Raw genomic sequence first — 23,576 nt, forward strand, 5'->3', positions numbered from 1 at the left:
GTTCACCAGCTGGTGGGCAGCGGCATCCCCTCGGTGTAGCCGGCGGTGCTCTGCACCCCGACCACGGCCCGCTCGTGGAACTCGGCGAGGTTGCGCGCCCCGGCGTAGGTGAAGGCGCTGCGGACGCCCGCGATGATCTCGTCGATCAGGTCCTCCACGCCGGGCCGGTTCGGGTCCAGGTACATCCGGGCCGAGGAGATGCCCTCCTCGAAGACCGCCTTGCGGGCCCGGTCGTACGGGCTGTCCTCGGCGGTGCGGGCGCTGACCGCCCGCGCCGAGGCCATCCCGAAGCTCTCCTTGTAGCGCCGGCCGTCGGGCTCGGTGTAGAGGTCGCCGGGGGACTCGTAGGTGCCGGCGAACCAGGAGCCGATCATCACGTTCGACGCGCCCGCGGCCAGCGCCAGCGCCACGTCCCGCGGGTGCCGTACGCCGCCGTCGGCCCAGACGTGCCGGCCCAGGTCGCGGGCCGCCGCGGCGCAGTCGAGCACCGCCGAGAACTGTGGCCGGCCCACCCCGGTCATCATCCGGGTGGTGCACATGGCGCCCGGCCCGACGCCCACCTTCACGATGTCCGCGCCGGCCTCCACCAGGTCGCGTACACCCTCGGCGGTGACCACGTTGCCGGCCGCCACCGGCACCGCCGGGTCCAGCTTGCGGACCGCCCGCAGCGCGGAGATCATCCGTTCCTGGTGCCCGTGCGCGGTGTCCACGACCAGGGTGTCCACCCCCGCCTCCAGCAGCGCCGCCGCCTTGCCGGTGACGTCGCCGTTGATGCCGATCGCCGCCGCGATCCGCAGCCGGCCCCGGTCGTCGACCGCCGGCCGGTAGAGGGTCGCGCGCAGCGCGCCCTGCCGGGTGAGCACCCCGACCAGCCGGCCCTCGGCGTCGACCACCGGAGCGAGCCGGCGCCGGCCGGCCGAGAGCCGGTCGAAGCCGGTACGCGGGTCGGCGTCCGCCGGCACGGTGTGCAGCTCCGTGGACATCACGTGGCGCAGCTGGGCGAACCGGTCGACCCCCACGGTGTCCGCCTCGGTCACCACGCCCAGCGGCCGGCCCGCCGGGTCGACCACGATCACCGCGCCGTGCGCCCGCTTCGGCAGCAGGTGGATGGCGTCACCCACGGTGTCGGTCGGGCCGAGCGTGATCGCGGTGTCGTGCACCAGGTGGCGCTGCTTCACCCAGCCGACGACGTTCGCCACCACCTCGATCGGGATGTCCTGCGGGATCACCGCGATGGCGCCGCGCCGGGCCACCGTCTCGGCCATCCGGCGTCCGCTCACCGCTGTCATGTTCGACACCACCAGCGGGATGGTGGTGCCCGTACCGTCGCTGGTGGCCAGGTCGACGTCGAGCCGCGAGCCCAGGTCGGAGCGGGCCGGCGCCATGAAGACGTCGTTGTAGGTCAGGTCGTGCGCGGGGACCGCGCCATGAAGGAACCGCACCCGGCCATCATCCGCGACCACCGCTCGGCCCGCCCCCGGTGGTCGCGGAAAACACCCTCGACCCGCCCCGCTCGACCGGTGGGCGGCCCGGTCAGCCGAGCAGCAGCGCGACGGCGAGCGCGGCCATCACGGCGGCGATCAGGCCGTCCAGCAACCGCCAGGCGACGGTACGGGCGAGCAGCGGGGCGAGGCGGTGCGCCCCGATGCCCAGCGCGGTGAACCAGACCACGCTGGCCAGCGCGGCGCCGACGCCGAACAGCCAGCGGTGCGGGTGCTGCTGGGCGATCCCGCCGAGGAGCAGCACGGTGTCCAGGTAGACGTGCGGGTTCAGGTAGGTGAAGGCGGCGCAGGCGAGCAGGGTCGCCCGCAGCGTGGCCGGCGGGCGTTCGGTGGGCAGCAGCGCGCCGGGGCGCAGCGCCCGGCGGGCGGCCAGAGCCGCGTAGCAGAGCAGGAACGCGGCACCGCCCCAGCGGATCGCGGTGAGCAGGACGGGCCGGCCGGTGACCAGGGTGCCGACCCCGGCGATGCCCGCCGCGATCAACAGCGCGTCCGAGGCGGCGCAGGTGACGACCACGGGCACCACGTGTTCGCGGCGCAGCCCCTGGCGCAGGACGAAGGCGTTCTGGGCGCCGATGGCGACGATCAGCGCGATGGACATGGAGAACCCGGCGACGGCGGAGGTGAGCACGGCGACGACGCTAGAGCCGCCGCCGAACATCAGTCCAGCTAAAGATCCTGAGGTGGCTTAAGCTGAACTTATGGAGGGTCTGGACTCGGCGCAGCTGCGGACGCTCGCCGCGGTGGTCGCCGAGGGCAGCTTCGAGGCGGCGGCCCGGCTGCTGCACATCACCCCGTCCGCGGTCAGCCAGCGGGTGAAGGCGCTGGAGGAGACCGTCGGCCAGGTGCTGGTCCGGCGTACCCGGCCCTGCTCGGCGACCGAGGCCGGGCGGCCGCTGCTGCGGCTCGCCGGGCAGCTCGCGCTGCTGGAGCGCGAGGCGCTGGCCGACGCGCGCGGCCCGTTGACCGGCGGCGGCCGGACCAGGGTCGCCGTGGTGGTCAACGCGGATTCGCTGGCCACCTGGTTCCCGGCCGCGCTGGCCCGGCTGCCGCAGCGGTCGGGGCTCTTCTTCGACCTGCGCCAGGACGACCAGGACCACACCACCGAGCTGCTCCGCGACGGCTCGGTGACGGCGGCCGTCACCGCCCAACGCGAGGCGGTGCAGGGGTGCCGGGTGATCCGGCTCGGCGCGATGCGCTACCAGGCGCTGGCCACCCCCGAGTTCGCGGCGGCCCACTTCGCCGACGGGCTCACCACGGAGGCGGTGACCGCGGCGCCGCTGGTGGTCTTCGACCGCAAGGACCGGGTGCAGCACCGGTTCCTGCGCGCCGTCACCGGCCACCCGCTGGAGCCGCCGGTGCACTACGTGCCGTCGGTGCCCGCCTTCAGCGAGGCGATCCGGCTAGGCCTCGGCTGGAGCCTGGTGCCCGAGCAGATCGCCGCCGCCGACCTGACCACCGGGCGCTGTGTGGACCTGGCGCCCGGCCGGCACCTGGACATCCCGCTCTACTGGCAGCACTGGCGGCTGGAATCGGACGTGCTGAACGCCCTCACCGCAGCCGTCCGCGCGGTGGCCGCCGAAACCCTGCGCTGACCGGCGCCGAAACCCCCGCGACCGGCCCGGGTGCGGCCGCCGGACCGGCCGGACGGCAGGGCACGCCCGGTGGCCCGGCGACGGTGCGGCTCGACCCAGCCGGGAGGCGTTCTGCCGGGGTGGGTGAAACGGGGAGCGGTCGCCCGCCCTCGGTCAGGCGATGGTGCAGATGGCCGCGCCCGCGGTGATCACCGCGCCGACCTCGGCGTTCAGGCCGCTGACCGTACCGGCCTTGTGGGCGTGCAGCGGCTGCTCCATCTTCATCGCCTCGAGCACCACGACCAGGTCGCCCTCGGCCACCGTGTCGCCGTCGGCCACCGCGATCTTGACGATGGTGCCCTGCATCGGGGAGGTGAGCGCGTCGCCGCTGACCGCGGTGCCGGTCTTGGCCCCGCCGCCCCGGCGGGCCGGCTTGCGGGCGGCGGGCGCGGCGGTGGCCGTACCCCCGCCGAGGCCGGCCGGGAGGGTGACCTCCAGCCGCTTCCCGCCGACCTCGACCACGACGGTCTCCCGCTCGGCCGGCGCCTCGGCGGCGCCGGCGGCGGCGGTGAACGGCGGGACGGTGTTGTCGAACTCGGTCTCGATCCAGCGGGTGTGCACGGTGAACGGCTCGGCGGTGAACGCCTCGTCCCGCACCACCAGCCGGTGGAACGGCAGCGCGGTGGCCATCCCCTCGACGACCATCTCGTCCAGCGCCCGGCGGGCCCGCTCCAGCGCCTCGGTGCGGGTCTCACCCGTGATGATCACCTTGGCCAGCAGCGAGTCGAAGTTGCCGCCGATCACGTCGCCGGCCGAGATGCCGGTGTCCACCCGCACGCCCGGGCCGCTCGGCAGCCGTAGCGCGGTGACCGTGCCGGGGGCGGGCAGGAAGTTGCGGCCCGGGTCCTCGCCGTTGATCCGGAACTCGATGGCGTGCCCGCGCGGCGTCGGGTCCGCGGTGAACCGCAGCTTCTCGCCGTCGGCGATCCGGAACTGCTCGCGGACCAGGTCGATGCCGGCGGTCTCCTCGGTGACCGGGTGCTCCACCTGGAGGCGGGTGTTCACCTCCAGGAAGGAGATGGTGCCGTCCGCGCCGACCAGGTACTCCACCGTGCCGGCGCCGTGGTAGCCGGCCTCCCGGCAGATCGCCTTGGCGCTGTCGTGGATCTGGGCGCGCTGCGCGTCGGTGAGGAACGGCGCGGGGGCCTCCTCGACCAGCTTCTGGTGCCGGCGCTGGAGCGAGCAGTCGCGGGTGCCCACCACGATCACGTTGCCGTGCTGGTCGGCCAGCACCTGCGCCTCGACGTGGCGGGGCTTGTCCAGGTAGCGCTCGACGAAGCACTCGCCCCGACCGAACGCGGCGACCGCCTCGCGGGTGGCCGACTCGAACAGGTGCGGGATCTCCTCCATGGTGCGGGCGACCTTCAGGCCGCGGCCGCCGCCGCCGAAGGCGGCCTTGATGGCCACCGGCAGGCCGTGGTCGACAGCGAAAGCGATCACCTCGTCGGCGCTGCCCACCGGGTCCGGGGTGCCGGGGACCAGGGGGGCGCCGGCGCGCTGGGCGATGTGCCGGGCGGTCACCTTGTCGCCGAGGTCGCGGATCGCCTGCGGGGTGGGGCCGATCCAGGTGAGCCCGGCGTCGATGACGGCCTGGGCGAAGTCGGCGTTCTCGGAGAGGAAGCCGTAGCCGGGGTGGACGGCGTCCGCCCCGGACCGGGCGGCGACGTCGATCAGCTTGTCGATGCGCAGGTAGCTCTCGGCGGCGGTGTCTCCGCCGAGGGCGTACGCCTCGTCGGCCAGCGTGGCGTGCAGGGCGTCCCGGTCGGAGTCGGCGTAGACAGCGACGCTGCCCAGGCCGGCGTCACGGCAGGCGCGGATGACGCGTACGGCGATCTCGCCGCGGTTGGCGATGAGTACCTTGCGCACCTTGGGGGCTCCTCCCGGGAGGTTACTGACCGGGAGTGTATCGGCCACCCTGATGGCCCTAACGATCGCTCAGTGTGGGATGCCGCACTGTCCAGAGGGCAGTTAGTCAAACTTGTTTATTACGCTTGGTCGGTGTCTGCCACGCGAATGATGATCCTCGGCCTGGTCCGCTGGATGCAGCCGGTGCACGGCTACGACGTCCGCCGCGAGCTGCTCAGTTGGAGCGCCGACAGATGGGCGAACGTGCAACCGGGATCGATCTACCACGCCCTGCGCAAGCTGACCGAGGAGGGGCTGCTGCGCGAGGTGGCCACCGAGCAGGTGGGCGCCCGGCCGGCCCGCACCACGTACGAGGTCACCGCCAAGGGCGAGGACGAGTTCGAGACGCTGCTGCGCGGCCAGTGGTGGCAGGTGCACCAGCCGCAGGACCCGTTCCTGGCCGCGTTCTCCTTCCTGCCCGCGCTGCCCCGGCAGGAGGCGGCGGCGGCCCTGCGCAACCGGGCCAACCTGATGCGGGCCACCGCCGACTCGACCCGCGCGTCGCTGGAGTCCGACTGGATCCGGGCCAGCAAGCCGGCGCACGTGGCCTGGATGTTCGAGCTCTGGGTGGCCCGGGCGGAGACCGAGGCGGCCTGGTGCGAGCGGGTCGCCGAACGCATCGACTCGGGTGTGTCGTACCTGCCTGATGGGGTGGCGGAGGCGGAGGGTTGGAACGGGTGGCAGGAGGGCGGGCACCCGAGCCATGGCTCCGCAACCGAATAGTCAACGTTGACCACAGAAGTTATATCGCGTTAGCCTTTCGCGGTACACGGGGGAGCGCGCGCCGTCCGGCGTCCGTCCCCAGGGGACAGCCGGCCGGCCGCCGCCGGCCCGGACGACCAGGAGCAGAGATGATCGAGACCAGAGGGTTGCGGAAGTCGTTCCGCTCCCGCGCCGGTCGGGAGACGAAGACCGTCGAGGCGGTGCGCGGGGTCGACCTGCAGGTCGCCGAGGGCGAGATCTTCGGCTTCCTCGGCCCGAACGGCGCCGGCAAGACGACCACCCTGCGGATGCTGGCCACGCTGATCGAGCCCGACGGCGGCGAGGCCACCATCGCCGGGGCCGACCTGCGCAAGGATCCGGCCGAGGTGCGCCGCCGGATCGGCTACGTGGCCCAGGGTGGCAGCACCTGGGACGAGTCCACCGCCCGCGAGGAGCTGGTGCTGCACGCCCGGATGTACGGCATCGGCAAGGCCGAGGCGCACCGCCGGGCCGCCCGCGCCCTGGACGCCTTCCAGCTCAGCGAGTACGCCGACCGCAAGTGCAAGACCTACTCCGGCGGCCAGCGCCGGCGGGTCGAGATCGCCCTCGGCATCATCCACGAGCCGAAGATCGTCTTCCTGGACGAGCCGACCACCGGCCTCGACCCGCAGAGCCGGGCGCACATGTGGGACGAGATCCGGCGGCTGCGTACCGAGGGGATGACTGTCTTCATCACCACCCACTACCTGGACGAGGCCGACGCGCTCTGCGACCGGATCGCGATCATGGACCACGGCGAGGTGGTCGCCGAGGGCACCCCGGCCGACCTGAAGCGCGAGATCTCCGGCGACGTCGTGCTGCTCGGGCTGGACGTCGCGGCCACCCCGCAGGCCGCGCAACTGCTCGACAGCGAGCCGTACGTCAACAAGCTGGAGACCGCCGACGAGGGCGGGCTGCGGCTCTACGTCGACGAGGGGGCCACCGCCATCCCGCAGATCCTGCGCCGGGTGGACAACGCCGGCCTGGCGCTGAGCTCCATCGAGCTGCACCGGCCCAGCCTCGACGACGTCTTCCTCACCAAGACCGGCCGCTCGCTGCGCGAGTCCTGACCCGAGACCCGGAGAGACCTCATGAAACTCGCCCGTGACACCTGGCTGATCTTCCAGCGCCAGCTCCAGCTCCTGCTGCGCAACCCGGTCTGGGTCTTCGTCGGCGTCTTCCAGCCGGTGATGTACCTGCTGCTCTTCGCCCCGCTGCTCAAGCCGGCGCTGAACGCGCCCAGCCAGGCCGAGGCCTACAAGATCTTCGTACCCGGCCTGCTGGTGCTGCTGGCCATCTTCGGCGGCCTGTTCCAGGGCTTCGGCCTGATCGCCGAGCTTCGCGCCGGGGTCATCGAACGCTCCCGGGTCACCCCGGTCAGCCGGCTGGCCCTGCTGCTCGGCCGCTCGCTGCGCGACGTGGTGTCGCTGATCGTGCAGGCGGTCATCATCACCCTGCTCGCGCTCCTGTTCGACCTGCGGGTCTTCATCGGCGACCTGCTGCTGGCGTACCTCATGCTGGCCCTGATCGCGCTGATGACCTCGGCCGTCTCCTACGGCGTGGCGCTCAAGGTCAAGAGCGAGGACGCGCTGGCCCCGCTGATGAACACCGTGGCGCAGCCGGTGCTGCTGCTCTCCGGCATCCTGCTGCCGCTCACCTTCGCGCCCGGCTGGTTGCAGGGCATCGCCGACTGGAACCCGTTCTCCTGGGCGGTCGACGGCACCCGCGCGCTCTTCGCCGGCAACCTCGGCGACGACAAGGTCTGGCAGGGGCTGAGCATCATCGCGGTGCTGGCCGCCGCCGGCGTGGTCTGGGCCGCCCGCCAGTTCGCCCGCAGCGTCCGCTGACCCGAGAGTTGCCTCTCATCCGGGGCGGGGTGCCGGCCGAGCGCTTGTAGCGTAAGGCCGGTGCCCCGCCTCACCCGTGACCGCATCACCTGGCTGACCTACGCCCAACTGGGGCTGTGGGGCTTCTTCCTCTACGGGTTCGGCCCGGTCGTGCCGCTGCTCCGCGACGAGCAGGGCACCTCGGCCGCCGTCGCCGGCCTGCACAGCACCGGCATCGCGGTCGGCTCGCTGGCCGGCGGAGCGCTCTTCGCGCCCCTGGCCCGGCGGTTCGGCCGGGGACCGGCCACCTGGCTCGGCCTGGCCGGGGTGGCGGTCGGCGTCGCCGCCCTGGGCACGTTCCGCGCCCTGCCGGCCACGATCACCGCGGTCGCGGTGATCGCCACCTTCGGCATGATGGTGATCAGCGGGGTCAACGTCGTGCTCACCGCCCGGCACGGCCCCGCCGCGCCGGCCGCGCTCACCGAGGCCAACGCCGCCTGCGCCGGCATGGGCATCCTCGCGCCGCTGGTGATCGGCGCCAGCGTCGACGCCGGCTGGGGCTGGCGACCGGTGATGGCCGTCGAGGTCGGCCTCATCACGCTGGTCGCGCTCGTCGCCCTGACCTTCCGGGTACGCCTGCCGGCCGCCGCCGCCGGAGCCCGCGCCGGTTCCGGCGTCCGGGCCGGTGCCGGCGTTGGGGCCGCTTCCGCCGTTCGGGCTGATGCCGGCGTTGGGGCCGGTGCCGGCGTTCGGGCTGGTGCCGGGGCCCGCGATGGCAGCGGGGTGGATCGGCGGCTGTCCCGGGCGTACTGGATCGCCTGGGTGTTGATGGCGGTCACCGGCTCGATCGAGGTGTGCCTGTCACTCTGGACCGCCGACGTGCTCCGCTCGCACGCCGGGATGACCGCCGGCGCCGCCTCGGCCGCGGTCGCGGCGATCGTCGTCGGGATGTTCCTCGGGCGGCTGCTCGGCGGCCGGATCGCGCTCCGGTACCGGCCGGTGCCGCTGCTGCTCGCCGCGCTGGGCGTCTCGCTGACCGGGTTCACCGTGTTCTGGGTGGCCCCGATCGGCTGGCTCGCGGTCGCCGGCCTGGTGGTGCTCGGTCTCGGCAACGCCCTGCACTACCCGCTGGCCATCTCGATCGCGCTCGCCGTGGCCGGGCCGGCGGCCGACCGGGCGGCGGGCTGGGCGTCGTACTCGATGGGGGTCGGCTTCGGCATCGCGCCAGTGCTGCTCGGCTGGGTGGCCGACGGGGTGGGGCCGCACCTGGCGTTCCTGCTGGTGCCCGGCTTCGTCGCGGCCGCCGTGCTGCTCGCCGTCCGCCTCGGCCGCGCGCTGCGCGCGCAGCGCCCGGCCGACCAGCCGCCACTCGCGGCCGTTCCGGGCTGATCCCACCCGTTCCCCGGCCGCCCAGCGCGGCCGGTCGCCCGTTGATCCACACCGTTTCCCGGGCCACCGTCCAGCGCGGCCGGTCGCCTGGGGTTGATCCACACCGTTTCCCGGATATGACGGTGTCCGGATGTCGCGGACACCCCCATATCGCGTATCCCGTGTGGATCAAGGAGCCCACCCGGGGGTGGTGGTCAGCGCACCCGCGCCAGGGTCAGGCCGTCGGCGACCGGCAGCATCACCGCGTCGACCCGGACATCGGCGAGCACCTCGTCGTTGAACGCGGCGATCGCCCGGTCGTCGGCGCTCTGCGGGGCGATCACCCGGCCGCCGCGCAACACGTTGTCGACCGCGATCACGCCGCCTGGACGCATCCGCGGCACCAGCTCGGCCCAGTAGACCGGGTAGCCGGTCTTGTCGGCGTCGATGAAGGCGAAGTCGAGGTAGCGCTCGTGCGGCAGTTCGTGCAGCCGGTCACCGGCCGGCCCGATGCGCAGCTCGATCCGGTCGGCCACCCCCGCCCGGTCCCAGTAGCGCCGGGCGATGCCGGTGAACTCCTCGGAGATGTCGAAGCAGGTCAGCCGCCCGCCCTCGGCCAGCCCTCGGGCGATCGCCAGCGACGAGAGCCCGGTGAAGGTGCCGACCTCCACCGCCTGCCGTACGCCCAGCAGTTGGGTGAGGAAGGTCAGGAAGGCCGCCTGCTCCGGCGCCACCTGCATCTGGGCGTGCTGCGGCAGCACCGCCCGGGTCTCCTCGGCCAGGTCACGCATGATCTCGTCCGGCGGGGCGCCGTGCCCGACCAGGTAGGCGTGCAACTCGTCGGTGAGCGGGATCGACTTGGTGGTCATGGCCGCGACGCTAACCGAGCGGTTCGACCGTCTGGTTGCCGGGCGCGATCTTCGTCCACAGATCGGTGATCCGGCAGTCGAGGTCGGCGAGCAGGCGGCGCAGCAGTGGCAGGCTGAGCCCCACAACGGTGCCCGGGTCGCCCTCGATCCGCTCCACGAACGGCCCGCCCAGCCCGTCGATGGTGAACGCGCCGGCCACCGCGAGCGGCTCGCCCGTGGCCACGTACGTGGCGATCTCGTCGTCGCTGATGTCGGCGAAGTGCACAGTGGTGGAGGCCACCGCCTCGGCCCGCCGGCCCGCCACGATGTCGATCAGGCAGTGCCCGCTGTGCAGCACGCCGCTGCGCCCCCGCATCCGCTCCCAGCGCCGGGTGGCGTCGGCCGCGTCGGCCGGCTTGCCGAGGATCTCGCCGTCGAAGGCCAGCACCGAGTCACAGCCGAGCACCAGGGTCCGCTCGTCGTCGGTCGGGCGCAGCCGGGTGAGCACCGCCTGGGCCTTCAGACGGGCCAGTTCCAGGCACAGCTCCTCGGCCCGGTCGGTGACGACGAGAGACTCGTCCACCCCACTGACCAGCACATCCGGCTCGATGCCGGCAGCCTGGAGGCTCTTGCGACGGGCAGGGCTCGCCGAGGCGAGCACGAGGCGAAGCGGCGCGGCGTCTGACACGTCGCCGACGTTACCGGCCGCCTCGGCCCGGCGTGGGCCGGCGGGCCGGGGAACGGGTTCGCGGGTTGGGAGTCAGCGGCTGATCCGGGGCGGCGGGTCGTCGCTCCTCCGGCGGTGGCGCGCGATCAGCACCCACGCCGTGCCCGCCGCCACCAGCACGCCGAGCGTCACCCAGCCGCGCACGGTGGCCCCGCCGTCGCCGTCGTCGCCCGGGCGGGCGACCGCCGTCGTGCTCGGGGTACCGGCGGCCGGCGCGCTCGCCGTCGCCGATCCGAAACCCAGCGGCGGTACGTCTGCCGTCAGTGCCGCCACCAGGTCGATCACCCCGTAGCCGTACTGGTCGTCGCGGCCGGGCGGCCCCTTGTCAACGGCGGTAGCTGTGAGCCGATGCGCCACCTCCGACGCGGGCAGGTACGGGTACTTCGACCGGATCAGCGCCGCCGCGCCAGCCACGATGGCCGTTGAGTCGGAGGTGCCGGTGCCCTTGCGGTACTTCCCGTCGATGCTCGTGCTGTAGATGTCCACCGCTGGAGCGACTACGTCAATCTCGGGACCGGTGACCGAGACGGCTGCGCGATCGCCGTTTCGATCAATCCCGCCGACAGCAATTACACTCTGCTCCGAGGCGGGGTAGCCCACCGCCGCGTCCTCGGGCCGGTTGCCTGCCGCGGCTACGACGATGACATTCGCTGAGTGCGCAGCGTTGATTGCGTGCCGAAGCCGTTGGTTGGATCCCCCGCTACTGGAAATGGTGATCACGTCGACGCCTGCTCCTATGGCAAATTCGATTGCTTGAGCGAGGTGGTCAGCGTCACCTTCGTTGTTCACCGTTGAAGAGATGATCGGCAGAATCTTTGCCTTTGGGGCTAAGCCCAGCGCGCCCCTGTTTCCGTGACGCCCGTGTGCGGCGACCAGTCCAGCCATTCCAGTGCCGTGACTGTTGTGATCTTGTTGTCCGTCTCCAGATCCGTCGGCCAGCAAGTTGGTGCCTGGGAGAAGGTTCGCGCTGAGATCGGGATGCGGCGCGACACCAGTATCAGGGACTGCGACCGTGACGCCCTCGCCTTGGCTGATTCGATGCGCCTCTGCAACGTTGAGGTACCGAAGGTGCCACTGATCGCCTCGTACACGGTCGACTCCCTCTGGCGTTGGTGCGCTATATGCCGGGACGTGAGACGAAGGGAGAATCTGCAGGAATGACGCCAGCAAGGTGACGAGCGGTATGGCGGCCCAATTTGCCCGAAGCCTCACCGGCTGAAGCCGATGGCAGGACCAGGATCGATTGGACCGTCCTCCTCGGGCGGGCGAACCACTGGGTCTACTCCCTGGTCGGTCCGCCATGGGTGGTCCGGATCCCAGCGGCGTGAATCCTCGTCGCTTTCTTGGCGGCGTCCGTGCCAGCCTTGCCCATCGTTGTGGCGGCTGACATTAGCTGAATTCGACGATGCGCCCCAGCCAGGAGCGCCGCCAAATGGTGGCATTTGGTGGGCTGCGCCGAGGCCACGACCTCCGCCTGGGCGGGAACCAGCTCCGCCGGTTGGCGCGGTGCCCGCTCCACCGCCCCCGATCACTCCGCCGATCGGGTTGATTCGTCGTGGCGGGGTACTACCCGCGCCTGGTTGGCCGAGGCCCATCCCGGGAGCGCCGCCAATCAATCCACCAGGCGGCATCGGTCGGGACGAAGAAGGTTGGGCGACTTGCGACACCCCATTCGTAGCTCCACCGCTCGACTTGCTTGGTGTTCCCGTTTGCTTTTGTCCCGGCGTAGGCACTTCCAGCCGTGGCGTCGCCCCCGGGGGAACGGCTGGCGGTATTCCGACACCGGGGGAGGGTGTTGGCGACGCGGCAGACGTCGCTCCTGCAGGCGGGCCTATCCGTGCTGGTGCAATTCCGGTGGCGGCATTTCCTAAGACCGGTCCGACACCTGGCGCAGTAGGCGTAGGTACTCGCTGCGGAGAACTGGACGTTCGGCTGCTTGAAGTGGGGCTAGGCGTAAGTGCGACCGGGACTGGCACGACTGGGGGGATGGCTGGGGAAGGCCCGCCAGTGTAGATATCGGAGTTCGCGGGATCCTTGCCAATTTGGCGAGGTGCTGTCGGGGGCTTTTGGAGCATTACCTGGGCGTGTTGGAGTTCGGTGCTGAGGCCGTACATGATGCCGCGCGCCTGGACGTTGAGCCGTTCCAGGTCGGCGTCGGTCACCGGCTGGTCCGGGACGCGGCTGCCCATCGCCGCCTTCGGGTCGGCGGCCGTCGCCTCGTACGCCCGCTTCTGCTGGAGCTTGACCGCCCACTCCTCGTACACCTTCTCCAGCTGCGCCCGGCTGCTGCCGATGGCCTGGGTGGCGGCGGAGAGCGCCGTGTAGTTGGCCGTGGCGGCGTCGTGCGTGCGCCGCACCTTGTCGATCAGCTCGTCCAGCTCGCGCAGGTACGCGCGGGCGGCCTCGTTGGTCTCCGGCGGCCATGCCTCGGCGAGTCCGCGCCGGTACTCCTGGAGCCGGGCCAGGTGGGTCTGGGCCAGGTCGCAGACCTTGCGCCAGCCGGCGACCTGCTTCCAGTGGTTGGTGGTGTCGTGGTCCTGCAGGCAGGCCCACATGCTGGCCACGTCCATCAGCCGCCAGTCGGTGAGGCCGGACGTGCGGCCGCTGCCCCGTTCGATCACGGCAGCACCACCGGCCCGCTCTCCGGGCCGGTGGGATCGCCCAGCATCGGCGGGGGAGCGGTCGGCGCGGTCGGGCCGGGGGCGGCGAGCGCCCGCTCGACGTCGGCCACCCGGGCGGAGGAGAAGGCGTCGGAACCGGTGTACTGCTCGGCGACGGTCGCGGCGGCGGCGGCGAGGTGCCCGGTGGCGCCGCCCACGCCCCAGACCATGTCGGCGGTGGCCTGCTGGGTCTCGTGGTGGGTGCGCAGGAAGTCGACCAGCTCGATGAAGGCGTCCGCCGGGTTGGGCACCTTCGCCGTCATGTCCTCGGCGATGTACGACAGGTGCGGTGCGTAGTTGCGTTCCACCTCGGCCTGGAGCCGGTCGGCGAACTCGCGCATCTTGCGGATGTCGGCCTCGATGCCGCCGTAGCCGCGGAGCCAGGACGCTGGGCGGTCCTCCTCGGGGATCATCGGCCCCTCCCTACCTGTTACGGCGCGGTTTCCCTGAGTGAGGTTAGTGGCTGCGCGACGGCGGCGGCAGCCCCCAGGCCGTGGACATCCGTCACCCGGTCTCCGGATCACGGCCAGCGAGCTGCGGTGATCCGTACCCGGAAAAAGTCAGCGGGGCAGGCCGGAGGCGCGCCACGCGCCGGGACCGGCGGCGACGGCCGCGCCGGCCGGTCGCGCGCTGCGCGCCCAGGCCGAGCCGGCGGCCGGCGCGAGCGCGGCGGCCGGCCGCGACCGCACGGCGATCGCGCCCACCAGGGCGGCCAGCTCCTCGGCGGTCGGTACGCCGCGGACGACCCGGAACAGCGGCTCTTCGGCAGACATGCCGCCAGCGTACGCGTCCAGAAGTTGACCTACGCCGCACAGTGGCGTGCCGCCGGTGTGACGGTCGGGCCCTCCGGGTACCGTCTCTGCGATGTCGAACGCGCTTCCCCAACTCGTCGCTGACCGATACCGGCTGATATCGCCGCTCGGTCAGGGTGGCATGGGTCGGGTGTGGAAGGCGCGCGACGAGGTGCTGCACCGGGATGTGGCGATCAAGGAACTGGTCCCGCCGCCCAGCCTCACCGACGACGAGCGCCGCGAGATGCGCGAACGTTCGCTGCGGGAGGCGCGGGCCATCGCCCGGCTCAACCACATCAACGTCGTCCGCATCTTCGACGTGCTCCGCACCGACGGCGACCCGTGGATCGTCATGGAGTACGTGCCGTCGAAGTCCCTGCAGGACACTCTCGCCGAGGACGGCCCGGTGTCGCCCGCCCGCGCGGTGGAGATCGGGCTGGGCGTGCTGGGCGCGCTGAAGGCGGCGCACAAGGCCGGCGTGATGCACCGGGACGTCAAGCCGGGCAACGTGCTGCTCGGCAACGACGGCCGGGTGGTGCTGACCGATTTCGGCCTCGCCACCATCCCCGGTGACCCGAACGTCACCCGCACCGGCATGGTGCTCGGTTCGCCGGCGTACATCGCGCCGGAGCGGGCCCGCGACGGCACCGCCGGGCCGGAGGCCGACCTCTGGTCGCTGGGCGCCACCCTCTACGCGGCCGTGGAGGGCAAGTCGCCGTACGCCCGGCCCTCGGCGATCGCCACGCTGGCCGCCCTCGCCACCGAACCGCTGCCGCCGCCGAAGAACGCCGGGCCGCTCAAGCCGGTGCTCAACGGCCTGCTGCGCAAGGACCCGAACGACCGGATCACCGCCGAGGTCGCCGAGCGGCTGCTCCGCCGGGCCGGCGGCAAGCGGGCACGCACCATCCCGCTGCTCGACGGCGTACGCCGGCCGGGGCCGAACGGCCCGCGCGAACCGCGCCCGCCGCTGGTGCCCGCGCCGCGACCGGCGGAGGAGCACCGGCCGGTCAGCCCGCCGGCGCCCCGGGCGCCGCAGGCACCCGCCTCGACGGCCGCCGCGGGGGCGGCCGCGGAGGACGCCACCGCGAAGGTGCCGGCCGGCTCCGACGCCGCGCCCACGGCGAAGGTCGAGCCGCCGCCGTCCAGCGTGGACGCCGGCCCCACCACGAAGGTCGACCCGCCGGCGCCGGCTGCGGGTGGCGCGAAGGGCGAGCCGCGCAAGCCGGTGAACCCGACCTCCGTCATGCCCGCCCCGGTGAGCCCGCCGTCCGGGCGGGCGCCGGTGCTGGCCTCCGACGGTACGAAGCCGGACAACACCCGGCGCAACGTGCTGATCGGGGTGGTGGTGGCGCTGCTCCTGCTCGGCCTGGTCGTGGTGGTGCCGCTGCTCAACAGCGGTGACGACGAGAACCCGCAGGCCGATCCGACCGGCGCCGCGGCGACCTCGGCCCCGGCGCCGACCTCCGCGGCGGCTCCGCCCCCGCCGACCAGCGCCGCCCCCAGCCCGACCCCCTCCGCCTCGGCGTCGGCGTCCGGCCTGGTCCTGCCGCCCGGCTGGAAGCTGCACAAGGACCCGGCCGGCTTCGCGCTGCCGCTGCCCGAGGGCTGGACCCGCAGCCAGCCTGACGGCACCACGGTGGTGTTCCAGGAGCCGAACGGGGTCCGGGAGCTGCTCGTCCAGTGGACCAGCACCCCGAAGCGGGACGCGGTCGCCGACTGGCGGAGGATCGAGCCGGCGCGGAAGAACGTTGTCAACAACTACGAGTACATCGATATCGTGCGCTGCGACTTCTGGAAGACCTGCGCGGACTGGGATTGGCGGGAGACCCGCGACAACACCCGGATCCGGGTCCGCAACCGCGGCTTCGTCACGGCCAAGGACCGCGGCTACGCCCTCCGCTGGGAGGTGGCCGACAAGGACTGGCAGGCCAACCTGCCCAACTTCGAGCTGATCGCGAAGGGCTTCGTGCCCGACCGCCAGGACTGATCGGCGCGATTTCCGCCGGTGCGAGATTGACTCGCATGGCCTTCCGTTGTCCGGGGTATCTCCACCGGCACGACGGAAGGAGGTACGACATGGGCTACCGACGCAAGGACGCCCGCCCCCGGGTGGCACTGTGGATGCTCGTCGCGCTCGGCGACATCGTCCTGGTCCTGGCCAGCCTGGGGCTGCCGGTGCTGGTCGCGCTGCTCAGCGTCGTGACCGTCACCGTTGCCGGAGTGGCTGGCTGGCGACTGTCGCGGCGCGGCGCCCTCGCCCGCGAGGAGTCCCCGGTCCCGGCGATGGCGAGGCGACGGGCCTGACCCCGGGCCGGGCGGCGTGGCGGCAGCCGGACCAGTTGTCCACCGTACGGTGACAGCCGATCCCGCTGCCGCCAACTGCCTCCCCAGGGGCGGATCAGGGCGGGTCAGGTGTTGTTGGCCAGCGCGATCAGCCGGCTCCGGTCACCGTTCCAGTAGTTGCGGTCCACGTTGCCGGCGATGCCGGCGACGCTGCCGGTGCTGGTGTACTGCCAGAAGCTCCAGAACGGGGCGCCGGGCGGCAGCGTGCCGGGCGAGCTGGCCCACCGGGCGATCCACAGCGGGTGGTTGCCCCACGGGCCGCTCCAGCTGCCGGTGCAGGTGTTCCAGAAGCTGGTGGTGGTGTAGATGACCGCGTACCGGCCGGTGCGGGAGCGGTAGGTGTTCAGGAAGTCCTGCACCCAGTTGCGCATGCCGGTCGTGCTCAGGCCGTAGCAGTAGCCACCGGAGTACGGGTTGGCCTCGAGGTCCAGCGCGGCAGGCAGGGTGCGGCTGTCGGCCGACCAGGCGCCGCCGTTGGAGGCCAGGTAGTTCGCCTGCACGGCGCCGGAGGAGATGTTGGGCCGGGCGAAGTGGTACGCGCCCCGGATGACGCCGGCGTTGTAGGCGGCCACGTAGTTGGTGTTGAACCGCGGGTCCTTGTAGCTGGTGCCCTCGGTGGCCTTGATGAAGGCGAACTGGATGCCGGCGTTGCGGACGCTGGTCCAGTTGATGGCCCCCTGGTAGTGGGACACGTCGATGCCGGGCACGGTGGCGGCCTGCGCGGGTCCGGTGGTGGCCACGAGCCCCGCCGCCGCGGTGGCGAGCACGGTGAGGCCGGCGGCGAGCATTCTGCGCAGCGGTGATCTGGTACGGGTCATGGATGCCTCCAAGGACGCCGATGGGATTGACGCCTATCTTTGGAGGTAAGTGCCCTCGATCACAAGGGGCGCTAAAGAAATCTACATCGATGTCCGACATTGCCTTGCGTCGTTCCGTACGGAATTGGCGCGACGTGTCCAGGTCGACACGCTGCGTGTTGGCGGGGACGCCCGACGTGCCGGGCGCAGCCGTGGCGGGCGCTGCTCAGCGCAGCGATGCGGGGTCGACGCGCCAGCGGAACGGTTCGGTCAGGCTGAGTTCCTCGCCAGCCTTGGCGACCCGGTCCTCGACGTAGTGGGCGTCGTCCAGCCGGAACAGTCGCAACGAGTGGCTCTGGCCGTCCTGCTCGACCAGCAGGTACCAGGGAATCCGGGCGATGGCGTAGAGCTGCATCTTGACCAGCCGGTCGGCGGCCGCGTTCCCCGGTGAGACGATCTCGCAGACCAGGGCGACCTCCCCGGCCTCCACCACGGTGCCCTCGTCGTCGGTATCGGCGACGACCACGTCCGGAATGACGATCCGGTCGACACCGAGCCGGACGTTGACCGCCTCGAACACCGCGAGGCCGTCGGCCGCGGCTTCGACGCTGTTGGCCAGCAGGCGCGACACCCGCTGGTGCCGCTTGCTCGGGACAGGGCTCACGATCAGGCTCCCGTCGAGCAGCTCGATCCGGTTCGGGGTCTCGCCCATGGCGAAGTAGTCGGCCTCCGTCCAGAGTCCGACATGGTTTCCCAGGGGGGCCGCGCTCACCGGCGTTCACCTCCCGCTCCGATCGCCACCCGTCAGTCTCACACGATACGAGCCGACGGACCGCGGTGGACACCTGAACGGGCCGGTAGGCTCGCGCCCCATGGTGTCGATCGACGGGTTGACCGGGATCTGGGACCGCCTCCTGGGGGCGCAGCCGGATCCGCCACCGCTGCTGGTGCTGCTCACCGCCGCCGTCGCGCTGGTGGTGGTCTCGACCCGGCTGCCCTGGCGGATCGCCCGCAACGCGGTCACCATCGCGCACGAGGGGGGTCACGCGCTGGCCGCCCTGCTCACCGGCCGTCGGCTACGCGGCATCCGGCTGCACTCGGACACCTCGGGGCTGACCCTCTCGGCCGGCCGGCCCACCGGCCCCGGCATGATCCTCACGCTGCTCGCCGGCTACCTCGCCCCGCCGCTGGTCGGGCTGGCCGGAGCGTGGCTGCTCGGCGGCAACCGGATCACCCTGCTGCTCTGGGTCGCCGTGGTGCTGCTGCTCGCCATGCTGGTCATGATCCGCAACGTGTTCGGGGTGCTGTCGCTGCTGGTCACCGGTGGGCTGGTGTTCGCCGTCTCCTGGTACGCCTCGCCACAGGTGCAGGCCGCGTTCGCGTACACCGGGGTGTGGTTCCTGCTGCTCGGCGGCGTGCGGCCGGTGCTGGAGCTGCAACGGCTGCGCGGCCGGGGCCGGATGCCGGAATCCGACGCCGACCAACTGGCCGGCATCACCCCGCTGCCGGCGTTCTTCTGGGTGACCGTGTTCGCGCTGGTCAACCTGGCCACCCTGGCCGCCGGCGCGCTCCTGCTGGCCGGCCCGATCCTCACCGACGCCGGCCTCACCCTCTGACCCCACGGTCGCCCGTGGCCGCCGGCGACCGGCACGGAAGCGGGTCACCGGCACGAGCATCGGTGCCCGGCACGAACGACGGCAGGAGACGAGGATGACCGAGCTGATCGAGCGGAACCGGGCGGCGTACGACCGGATCGCGGCGGACTTCGACGCCCGGAACCCCGAGGTGCCGGCGACCTACCGGGCGCTGGTCGACGACTTCCGCGCCCGGGTCGACGGGCCGGTGCTCGACCTGGGCTGCGGCCCGGGCCGGGACCTGGCGTTCCTGGCCGGGCTGGGGCTCGCCGGCGTCGGGCTGGACCTGTCGGCCGGGATGCTGGCCCGCGCCCGCGCCCGGGTGTCGGTGCCGCTGGTGCAGGGCGATCTGCTCCGGCTGCCGTTCCGGCCGGCCACCCTGGGCGGCGTCTGGTGCTCGGCGTCGCTGCTGCACCTGCCGAAGGCCGACGCGCCGGCCGCACTGGCCGGTGTCCGCCGGGTGCTGCGCCCGGGGTGCCCGCTGCTGCTCAGCCTCAAGGAGGGCGACGGCGAGCGCTGGGAACGCTGGCCCGGCGAGGCGGTCGACCGCTACTTCGCCCGCTACCGGCTCCCCGAGATCGAGGCGGTGCTCGCCGGCGCCGGCCTCGTTCCGCTGCGCCGGGAACGGGACAGCTCGCCGGTCGGCGAGTCGTGGCTGGCCGTCCTGGCCGTCGCCGCCTGCTGAGCCGCGCCGGGCACCAGGCAGAATGGCCCCGTGCGATATGTGATCATCGGGGCGGGCGCGGTCGGCGGCACCATCGGCGTACGGCTGGCGGAGGCCGGCCACGACGTCACCCTGGTGGCCCGCGGCGCGCATCTGGACGTGATCCGGCAGCGCGGTCTCACCCTGCGCCAACCGGAGCGCGAGCAGACCGCCCGGCTGCCCGCCGTGGACCGGCCCGGGGATCGCCCATTGCCCGCGGACACCGTGCTGGTGCTGACCGTCAAGTCGCAGGACACCGCCGGCGCGCTCGCCACCTGGGCGGACGCCCCGGTGGCCGGCGGCGGTACGGCGGGGGAGCGGCTGCCGCTGTTCACCGCGCAGAACGGGGTGGCCAACGAACCGGCCGCGCTGCGGCTCTTCGCCGCGGTGCACCCGGTCTGCGTCTGGCTGCCCGCCACCCACCTGGAACCGGGACTGGTGGTGGCCAACGGCCACCCGCACCCGGGGATGCTCCACCTGGGCCGCTACCCCACCGGCTCGGACGCGGTCGACCGGGCCGTCGCCGCCGACCTGACCGGCGCCGGTTTCGTGGCCCCGGTCCGCGACGACGTGATGCGCTGGAAGTACGGCAAGCTGCTGGCCAACCTCGGCAACGGCCTGCAGGCGCTGCTCGGCCGGGACATCCCGGAGGACCTCGCCGACCGGGTGCGCGCCGAGGCCGAGGCGGTGCTCGTCGCCGCCGGCATCGGGTACACCAGCCGGGCCGAGGAGGCGGCCGAGCGGGGTGACCTGGTCCGGCACCGCCCGGTCGGCGGGGAGGAACGGGCCGGCGGCTCCACCTGGCAGAGCCTCGCCCGCGGCGCCGGCTCGGCCGAGGCCGACCACCTCAACGGCGAGATCGTCCTGCTCGGCCGGCTGCACGGCGTACCGACGCCGGTTAACGCCGCGGTGCAGGTGGCGGTCCGCCGCGCGGTACGGGAGCGGATCCCGGCCGGCGGGTTCCCGCTCGCCGAGTTGACGAAGATGATCGGCTGAGCCGGCAACCGACGGCACCGGTTCGCGCGTGTCCCCTGGGACCGCCACGGGGGAGGTAACCAGGTGTCGGACGTCGACGAGTTCGACGAGTTCTACCGCGGCAGCCGGCAACGGCTGCTCGGCTTCGTCTACGTGCTCACCGGCGACTTCGCCGAGGCCCAGGACGCGGTCCAGGAGGCGTACATCCGGGCCTGGCAGCGCTGGTCGACGGTGAGCCGGTACGACGAACCGGAGGCGTGGGTGCGGGTGGTGGCGTCCCGGATCGCGGTGAGCCGGTGGCGCAGCCTGCGCAGCCGGGCGCGGGCCTACCTGCGGCACGGCGCCATCGAGAGCGTCCCCGGGCCGGACACCGACACCGTCGAGGTGGTCGCCGCGCTGCGCCGGCTGCCCGAGGAGCAGCGCACCGCGATCGCGCTCTACTACCTGCTCGGGATGCCGGTCGCCGAGGTGGCCCGGGAGACGGCCGCCCCGGTCGGCACGGTCAAGGCCCGACTCTCCCGGGGGCGGGCCGCGCTCGCCGGGCTGCTCGCCGTCGTTGACCTGGAGGAGGCCGCCGATGCGTGAGGACGTGACGGTCGTCGAACGGCTGAACCGCGCGCTGCGGGAGGTCGACTGGCCGGAGCCGGCCGAGATCCGGGCCCGGGCCCGCCGGCGCAGCCGCCGCACCGCGGTGCTGGCGGCGACCGCCGTGCTCGCCGTGATGTCGGGCTCCGCGTACGTGGCGGCCGGGCGGTCGGTGTCGCCGGAGCCCCTGGTCGCCGCCGCCCCCGTGCCGCCGGCGACCGCCGGGCGGGCCGAGATTCCGCAGGAGGCCCTGCTCGACCCGGGGGACGTGCCGCTGAAGACCGGCACCCGACTCGGTGAGGCCGGCCTGCGGGAGCCGGTGCGCCTCGACCCGATGCTGGAGTCCTGCGGGCGCGAGCGCGGCGTCCCGTCGACCGCCCCCACCTCCCGCTACTCGCGGTCGCAGACCCTGCTGCCGGCGGCGGCCGACGCCAAGCGCCAGCGCCCGCTGCTCACCCAGGACGTCTACCGGGTCGAGCCGGGCCAGAGCCTGGCGGTCTTCGGCCTGGTCAAGCTGCTGCTGCACGCCTGCGCGGAGTGGGAGTTCGACGGTTCCGCCGTGCTGAACGGCCGGGTCGTGCCGACCGTGCAGACCCACCGGTGGGAGGCGCCGGTCAGCGGCTTCGCCGGCGAAGAGTCGGTGATGGTGCGCCACGTGCCGCTGGCGCCGCGCACCCGCCCGGCCGGCAAGCCGATGGCCGAGACCCCGCCGGTCGAGGTCACCATGGTGGTGCGCGTCGGCGACCTGGTCACCGTGGTGGCGACCGGCCCGGACACCGTGGCGGACACGGTCGACGGCAACCGCCCCGACCGCGGCCTCAGCCACGCCGAACTGGAGGCGCTGGGCCGGACCGCGGCGCGCCGGATGTGCGTGGCCGCCAACCCCGCCTGCTGACCGCCGGCGACGATCCGCGCGGCCGCCGGGCAACTCCGGAAGCCGCGCGGCGGGACGGTGCTCAGAGCGGGATGTTGCCGTGCTTCTTGGGCGGCAGGGTCTCCCGCTTGGTCCGCAGGACCCGCAGGGCGCGGACGATCTGGGCGCGGGTCTCGTGCGGCGGGATCACCGAGTCGACGTAGCCGCGCTCGGCGGCGATGTACGGGTTGGCCAGGGTGTCCTCGTACTCGGCGATCTTCTCGGCGCGGACCGCGGCCGGGTCCTCGGCGGCGGCCAGTTCCTGCCGGTAGAGGATGTTCACCGCGCCCTGCGCGCCCATCACCGCGATCTGCGCGGTCGGCCAGGCGAAGTTCAGGTCCGCGCCGAGGTGCTTGGAGCCCATCACGTCGTACGCCCCGCCGTACGCCTTGCGGGTGATGACGGTGACCTTCGGGACGGTGGCCTCGGCGTACGCGTAGATGAGCTTGGCCCCGCGGCGGATGATGCCGTCCCACTCCTGGCCGGTGCCGGGCAGGAAGCCGGGCACGTCGACGAAGGTCAGCACCGGGATGTTGAACGCGTCGCAGGTGCGCACGAAGCGGGCGGCCTTCTCGCTGGCGGCGATGTCCAGCGTGCCGGCGAAGTGCATCGGCTGGTTGGCCACCACACCGACCGGCCGTCCCTCGACCCGGCCGTAGCCGATCACGAGGTTCTGCGCGTAGAGCGGCTGGACCTCCAGGAACTCGCCGTCGTCGAGGACGTGCTCGATGACCCGGTGCATGTCGTACGGCTGGTTCGCCGAGTCCGGGATCAGGGTGTCCAGTTCCCGGTCGGAGTCCGTGACGTCGAGGTCGACGTCCACGGGGTAGACCACCGGCTCGTCCAGGTTGTTCGACGGCAGGTACGACAGCAGCGCCTTGACGTACTCGATCGCGTCCTCCTCGTCGGTGGCGAGGTAGTGCGCGTTGCCGCTGCGGGTGTTGTGCGTCCGGGCGCCGCCCAGGTCCTCCATCGCCACGTCCTCGCCGGTGACCGTCTTGATGACGTCCGGGCCGGTGATGAACATGTGCGAGGTCTGGTCGACCATCACTGTGAAGTCGGTGACCGCCGGGGAGTAGACAGCGCCGCCCGCGCACGGGCCCATGATCAGGGAGATCTGCGGGATGACGCCGCTGGCCCGCACGTTGCGGAAGAAGATCTCGCCGTAGAGGCCGAGCGAGGCGACGCCCTCCTGGATCCGGGCGCCGCCGGAGTCGTTGATGCCGATGACCGGGCAGCCGATCTTCATGGCCAGGTCCATCACCTTGACGATCTTCTCGCCGAAGACCTCGCCGAGGGAGCCGCCGAAGACCGTGAAGTCCTGGGCGAAGACGCACACCTGCCGGCCGTCGATGGTGCCGTAGCCGGTGATGACGCCGTCGCCGTACGGGCGGGTCCTCTCCAGCCCGAAGTTGGTGGACCGGTGCCGGGCCAGCTCGTCCAGCTCGACGAACGAGCCCTCGTCGAGCAGCAGCTCGATCCGCTCGCGGGCGGTCTTCTTGCCCCGCGCGTGCTGCTTCTCCACGGCGCGCGCCGATCCGGCGTGCACCGCCTCGTCGACCCGGCGCTCCAGGTCCGCCAGCTTGCCCGCGGTGCTGTGGATGTTGATCCCGGTCTCGGTAGTCAC

24 protein-coding genes are annotated in these 23,576 nt (G+C 72.8%); 13 read left to right on the forward strand and 11 right to left on the reverse strand.

Annotation, left to right across the window (positions count from 1 at the left end; translation table 11 throughout):
* Positions 1–2: 2 nt before the first annotated feature.
* Together SM577_RS14795 and SM577_RS14800 are read right to left on the reverse strand one after the other, a co-directional pair.
* Complete coding sequence (locus tag SM577_RS14795; protein WP_302918261.1) at positions 3–1,442, reverse strand: GuaB1 family IMP dehydrogenase-related protein; 1,440 nt, start codon at positions 1,440–1,442, stop codon at positions 3–5.
* Positions 1,443–1,533: 91 nt separating this feature from the next.
* Positions 1,534–2,130 (reverse strand): LysE/ArgO family amino acid transporter, encoded by a 597-nt coding sequence (locus SM577_RS14800; protein WP_302918260.1) that lies wholly within the window; start codon positions 2,128–2,130, stop codon positions 1,534–1,536.
* Positions 2,131–2,200: 70 nt separating this feature from the next.
* Between SM577_RS14800 and SM577_RS14805 the strand changes: the two genes are divergently transcribed.
* Positions 2,201–3,094 carry a LysR family transcriptional regulator ArgP gene (locus tag SM577_RS14805; protein WP_302918259.1) on the forward strand — a complete coding sequence of 298 codons (894 nt, stop codon included), beginning with the start codon at positions 2,201–2,203 and terminating at the stop codon, positions 3,092–3,094.
* A gap of 153 nt (positions 3,095–3,247) precedes the next feature.
* Here SM577_RS14805 and SM577_RS14810 read toward each other — a convergent pair whose 3' ends face one another.
* Complete coding sequence (locus SM577_RS14810) at positions 3,248–4,999, reverse strand: acetyl/propionyl/methylcrotonyl-CoA carboxylase subunit alpha (RefSeq protein ID WP_302918258.1); 1,752 nt, start codon at positions 4,997–4,999, stop codon at positions 3,248–3,250.
* 147 nt (positions 5,000–5,146) lie between these two features.
* On the opposite strand from SM577_RS14810, the gene SM577_RS14815 reads away from it, so the two are divergent.
* The 4 genes from SM577_RS14815 (at position 5,147) to SM577_RS14830 (ending at position 8,994) form a co-directional block, all read left to right on the forward strand.
* Positions 5,147–5,761, forward strand: a complete 615-nt coding sequence (locus tag SM577_RS14815) for a PadR family transcriptional regulator (RefSeq protein WP_474587249.1) — start codon at positions 5,147–5,149, stop codon at positions 5,759–5,761.
* A 128-nt stretch (positions 5,762–5,889) separates the two neighbouring features.
* Entirely contained in the window at positions 5,890–6,849 is a 960-nt protein-coding gene (locus SM577_RS14820; protein ID WP_302918257.1) for an ATP-binding cassette domain-containing protein, read from the forward strand.
* Positions 6,850–6,870: 21 nt separating this feature from the next.
* Positions 6,871–7,626 carry an ABC transporter permease gene (locus tag SM577_RS14825; RefSeq protein WP_302918256.1) on the forward strand — a complete coding sequence of 252 codons (756 nt, stop codon included), beginning with the start codon at positions 6,871–6,873 and terminating at the stop codon, positions 7,624–7,626.
* A gap of 60 nt (positions 7,627–7,686) precedes the next feature.
* Positions 7,687–8,994 carry an MFS transporter gene (locus SM577_RS14830; protein WP_474587117.1) on the forward strand — a complete coding sequence of 436 codons (1,308 nt, stop codon included), beginning with the start codon at positions 7,687–7,689 and terminating at the stop codon, positions 8,992–8,994.
* Between the two features lie 194 nt (positions 8,995–9,188).
* Here the strand turns inward: SM577_RS14830 and SM577_RS14835 are convergent, their stop codons facing one another.
* The 3 genes from SM577_RS14835 to SM577_RS14845 form a co-directional block, all read right to left on the reverse strand.
* Entirely contained in the window at positions 9,189–9,842 is a 654-nt protein-coding gene (locus SM577_RS14835; RefSeq protein WP_302918254.1) for an O-methyltransferase, read from the reverse strand.
* Positions 9,843–9,852: 10 nt separating this feature from the next.
* Entirely contained in the window at positions 9,853–10,509 is a 657-nt protein-coding gene (locus tag SM577_RS14840) for a Maf family protein (RefSeq protein WP_302918253.1), read from the reverse strand.
* Between the two features lie 72 nt (positions 10,510–10,581).
* Positions 10,582–11,733, reverse strand: coding sequence for a S8 family serine peptidase (locus tag SM577_RS14845; protein ID WP_474587250.1), 1,152 nt, complete (start codon positions 11,731–11,733; stop codon positions 10,582–10,584).
* 912 nt (positions 11,734–12,645) lie between these two features.
* Here SM577_RS14845 and SM577_RS14850 point away from each other — a divergent pair.
* On the forward strand, positions 12,646–12,873 hold the full coding sequence (locus tag SM577_RS14850; protein WP_474581109.1) for a hypothetical protein: 228 nt from the start codon (positions 12,646–12,648) through the stop codon (positions 12,871–12,873).
* A gap of 292 nt (positions 12,874–13,165) precedes the next feature.
* Here the strand turns inward: SM577_RS14850 and SM577_RS14855 are convergent, their stop codons facing one another.
* The gene (locus SM577_RS14855) at positions 13,166–13,621 is read right to left on the reverse strand and encodes a hypothetical protein (protein ID WP_474581108.1); all 456 of its coding nucleotides are present in this window, start codon (positions 13,619–13,621) and stop codon (positions 13,166–13,168) included.
* A 147-nt stretch (positions 13,622–13,768) separates the two neighbouring features.
* Entirely contained in the window at positions 13,769–13,981 is a 213-nt protein-coding gene (locus SM577_RS14860) for an acyl-CoA carboxylase subunit epsilon (protein WP_474587118.1), read from the reverse strand.
* Positions 13,982–14,072: 91 nt separating this feature from the next.
* Here SM577_RS14860 and SM577_RS14865 point away from each other — a divergent pair, with 91 nt between their 5' ends.
* Positions 14,073–15,986: a serine/threonine-protein kinase gene (locus tag SM577_RS14865; RefSeq protein WP_474587119.1), complete on the forward strand. Its 1,914-nt coding sequence runs from the start codon at positions 14,073–14,075 to the stop codon at positions 15,984–15,986.
* Positions 15,987–16,075: 89 nt separating this feature from the next.
* A complete protein-coding gene (locus tag SM577_RS14870; protein WP_302918248.1) occupies positions 16,076–16,303 on the forward strand; it encodes a hypothetical protein in 228 nt (75 codons plus the stop codon).
* 104 nt (positions 16,304–16,407) lie between these two features.
* Here the strand turns inward: SM577_RS14870 and SM577_RS14875 are convergent, their stop codons facing one another.
* Entirely contained in the window at positions 16,408–17,160 is a 753-nt protein-coding gene (locus SM577_RS14875; RefSeq protein WP_302918247.1) for a GH25 family lysozyme, read from the reverse strand.
* Positions 17,161–17,365: 205 nt separating this feature from the next.
* Positions 17,366–17,911 carry a Uma2 family endonuclease gene (locus SM577_RS14880; protein WP_474587120.1) on the reverse strand — a complete coding sequence of 182 codons (546 nt, stop codon included), beginning with the start codon at positions 17,909–17,911 and terminating at the stop codon, positions 17,366–17,368.
* Between the two features lie 100 nt (positions 17,912–18,011).
* Between SM577_RS14880 and SM577_RS14885 the strand changes: the two genes are divergently transcribed.
* The 5 genes from SM577_RS14885 to SM577_RS14905 all read left to right on the forward strand — a co-directional run bounded on the left by SM577_RS14885 (position 18,012) and on the right by SM577_RS14905 (position 21,931).
* Positions 18,012–18,755, forward strand: a complete 744-nt coding sequence (locus SM577_RS14885; protein ID WP_474587121.1) for a M50 family metallopeptidase — start codon at positions 18,012–18,014, stop codon at positions 18,753–18,755.
* Between the two features lie 94 nt (positions 18,756–18,849).
* A complete protein-coding gene (locus SM577_RS14890) occupies positions 18,850–19,458 on the forward strand; it encodes a class I SAM-dependent DNA methyltransferase (RefSeq protein WP_302918244.1) in 609 nt (202 codons plus the stop codon).
* A gap of 30 nt (positions 19,459–19,488) precedes the next feature.
* On the forward strand, positions 19,489–20,472 hold the full coding sequence (locus tag SM577_RS14895; RefSeq protein ID WP_474587122.1) for a ketopantoate reductase family protein: 984 nt from the start codon (positions 19,489–19,491) through the stop codon (positions 20,470–20,472).
* Positions 20,473–20,535: 63 nt separating this feature from the next.
* Positions 20,536–21,036: a SigE family RNA polymerase sigma factor gene (locus SM577_RS14900; protein WP_474587123.1), complete on the forward strand. Its 501-nt coding sequence runs from the start codon at positions 20,536–20,538 to the stop codon at positions 21,034–21,036.
* Positions 21,029–21,931 (forward strand): hypothetical protein, encoded by a 903-nt coding sequence (locus SM577_RS14905; protein WP_302918241.1) that lies wholly within the window; start codon positions 21,029–21,031, stop codon positions 21,929–21,931. Before SM577_RS14900 ends, SM577_RS14905 begins: the two co-directional genes overlap by 8 nt.
* Before the next feature lie 61 nt (positions 21,932–21,992).
* Here the strand turns inward: SM577_RS14905 and SM577_RS14910 are convergent, their stop codons facing one another.
* Complete coding sequence (locus SM577_RS14910; RefSeq protein ID WP_302918240.1) at positions 21,993–23,576, reverse strand: acyl-CoA carboxylase subunit beta; 1,584 nt, start codon at positions 23,574–23,576, stop codon at positions 21,993–21,995.

The sequence above is a fragment of the Micromonospora desertarenae genome, from assembly GCF_056150265.1.

Excerpts from the sequence above, each read along its gene's own strand:
- SM577_RS14855 (WP_474581108.1), bottom strand. The coding sequence starts at position 13,621 with ATGATCCCCGAGGAGGACCGCCCAGCGTCCTGGCTCCGCGGCTACGGC.
- SM577_RS14825 (WP_302918256.1), top strand. The coding sequence starts at position 6,871 with ATGAAACTCGCCCGTGACACCTGGCTGATCTTCCAGCGCCAGCTCCAG.
- SM577_RS14865 (WP_474587119.1), top strand. The coding sequence starts at position 14,073 with ATGTCGAACGCGCTTCCCCAACTCGTCGCTGACCGATACCGGCTGATA.
- SM577_RS14905 (WP_302918241.1), top strand. The coding sequence starts at position 21,029 with ATGCGTGAGGACGTGACGGTCGTCGAACGGCTGAACCGCGCGCTGCGG.
- SM577_RS14890 (WP_302918244.1), top strand. The coding sequence starts at position 18,850 with ATGACCGAGCTGATCGAGCGGAACCGGGCGGCGTACGACCGGATCGCG.
- SM577_RS14875 (WP_302918247.1), bottom strand. The coding sequence starts at position 17,160 with ATGACCCGTACCAGATCACCGCTGCGCAGAATGCTCGCCGCCGGCCTC.
- SM577_RS14885 (WP_474587121.1), top strand. The coding sequence starts at position 18,012 with ATGGTGTCGATCGACGGGTTGACCGGGATCTGGGACCGCCTCCTGGGG.
- SM577_RS14820 (WP_302918257.1), top strand. The coding sequence starts at position 5,890 with ATGATCGAGACCAGAGGGTTGCGGAAGTCGTTCCGCTCCCGCGCCGGT.
- SM577_RS14815 (WP_474587249.1), top strand. The coding sequence starts at position 5,147 with ATGATGATCCTCGGCCTGGTCCGCTGGATGCAGCCGGTGCACGGCTAC.
- SM577_RS14860 (WP_474587118.1), bottom strand. The coding sequence starts at position 13,981 with ATGTCTGCCGAAGAGCCGCTGTTCCGGGTCGTCCGCGGCGTACCGACC.
- SM577_RS14805 (WP_302918259.1), top strand. The coding sequence starts at position 2,201 with ATGGAGGGTCTGGACTCGGCGCAGCTGCGGACGCTCGCCGCGGTGGTC.
- SM577_RS14835 (WP_302918254.1), bottom strand. The coding sequence starts at position 9,842 with ATGACCACCAAGTCGATCCCGCTCACCGACGAGTTGCACGCCTACCTG.
- SM577_RS14870 (WP_302918248.1), top strand. The coding sequence starts at position 16,076 with ATGGGCTACCGACGCAAGGACGCCCGCCCCCGGGTGGCACTGTGGATG.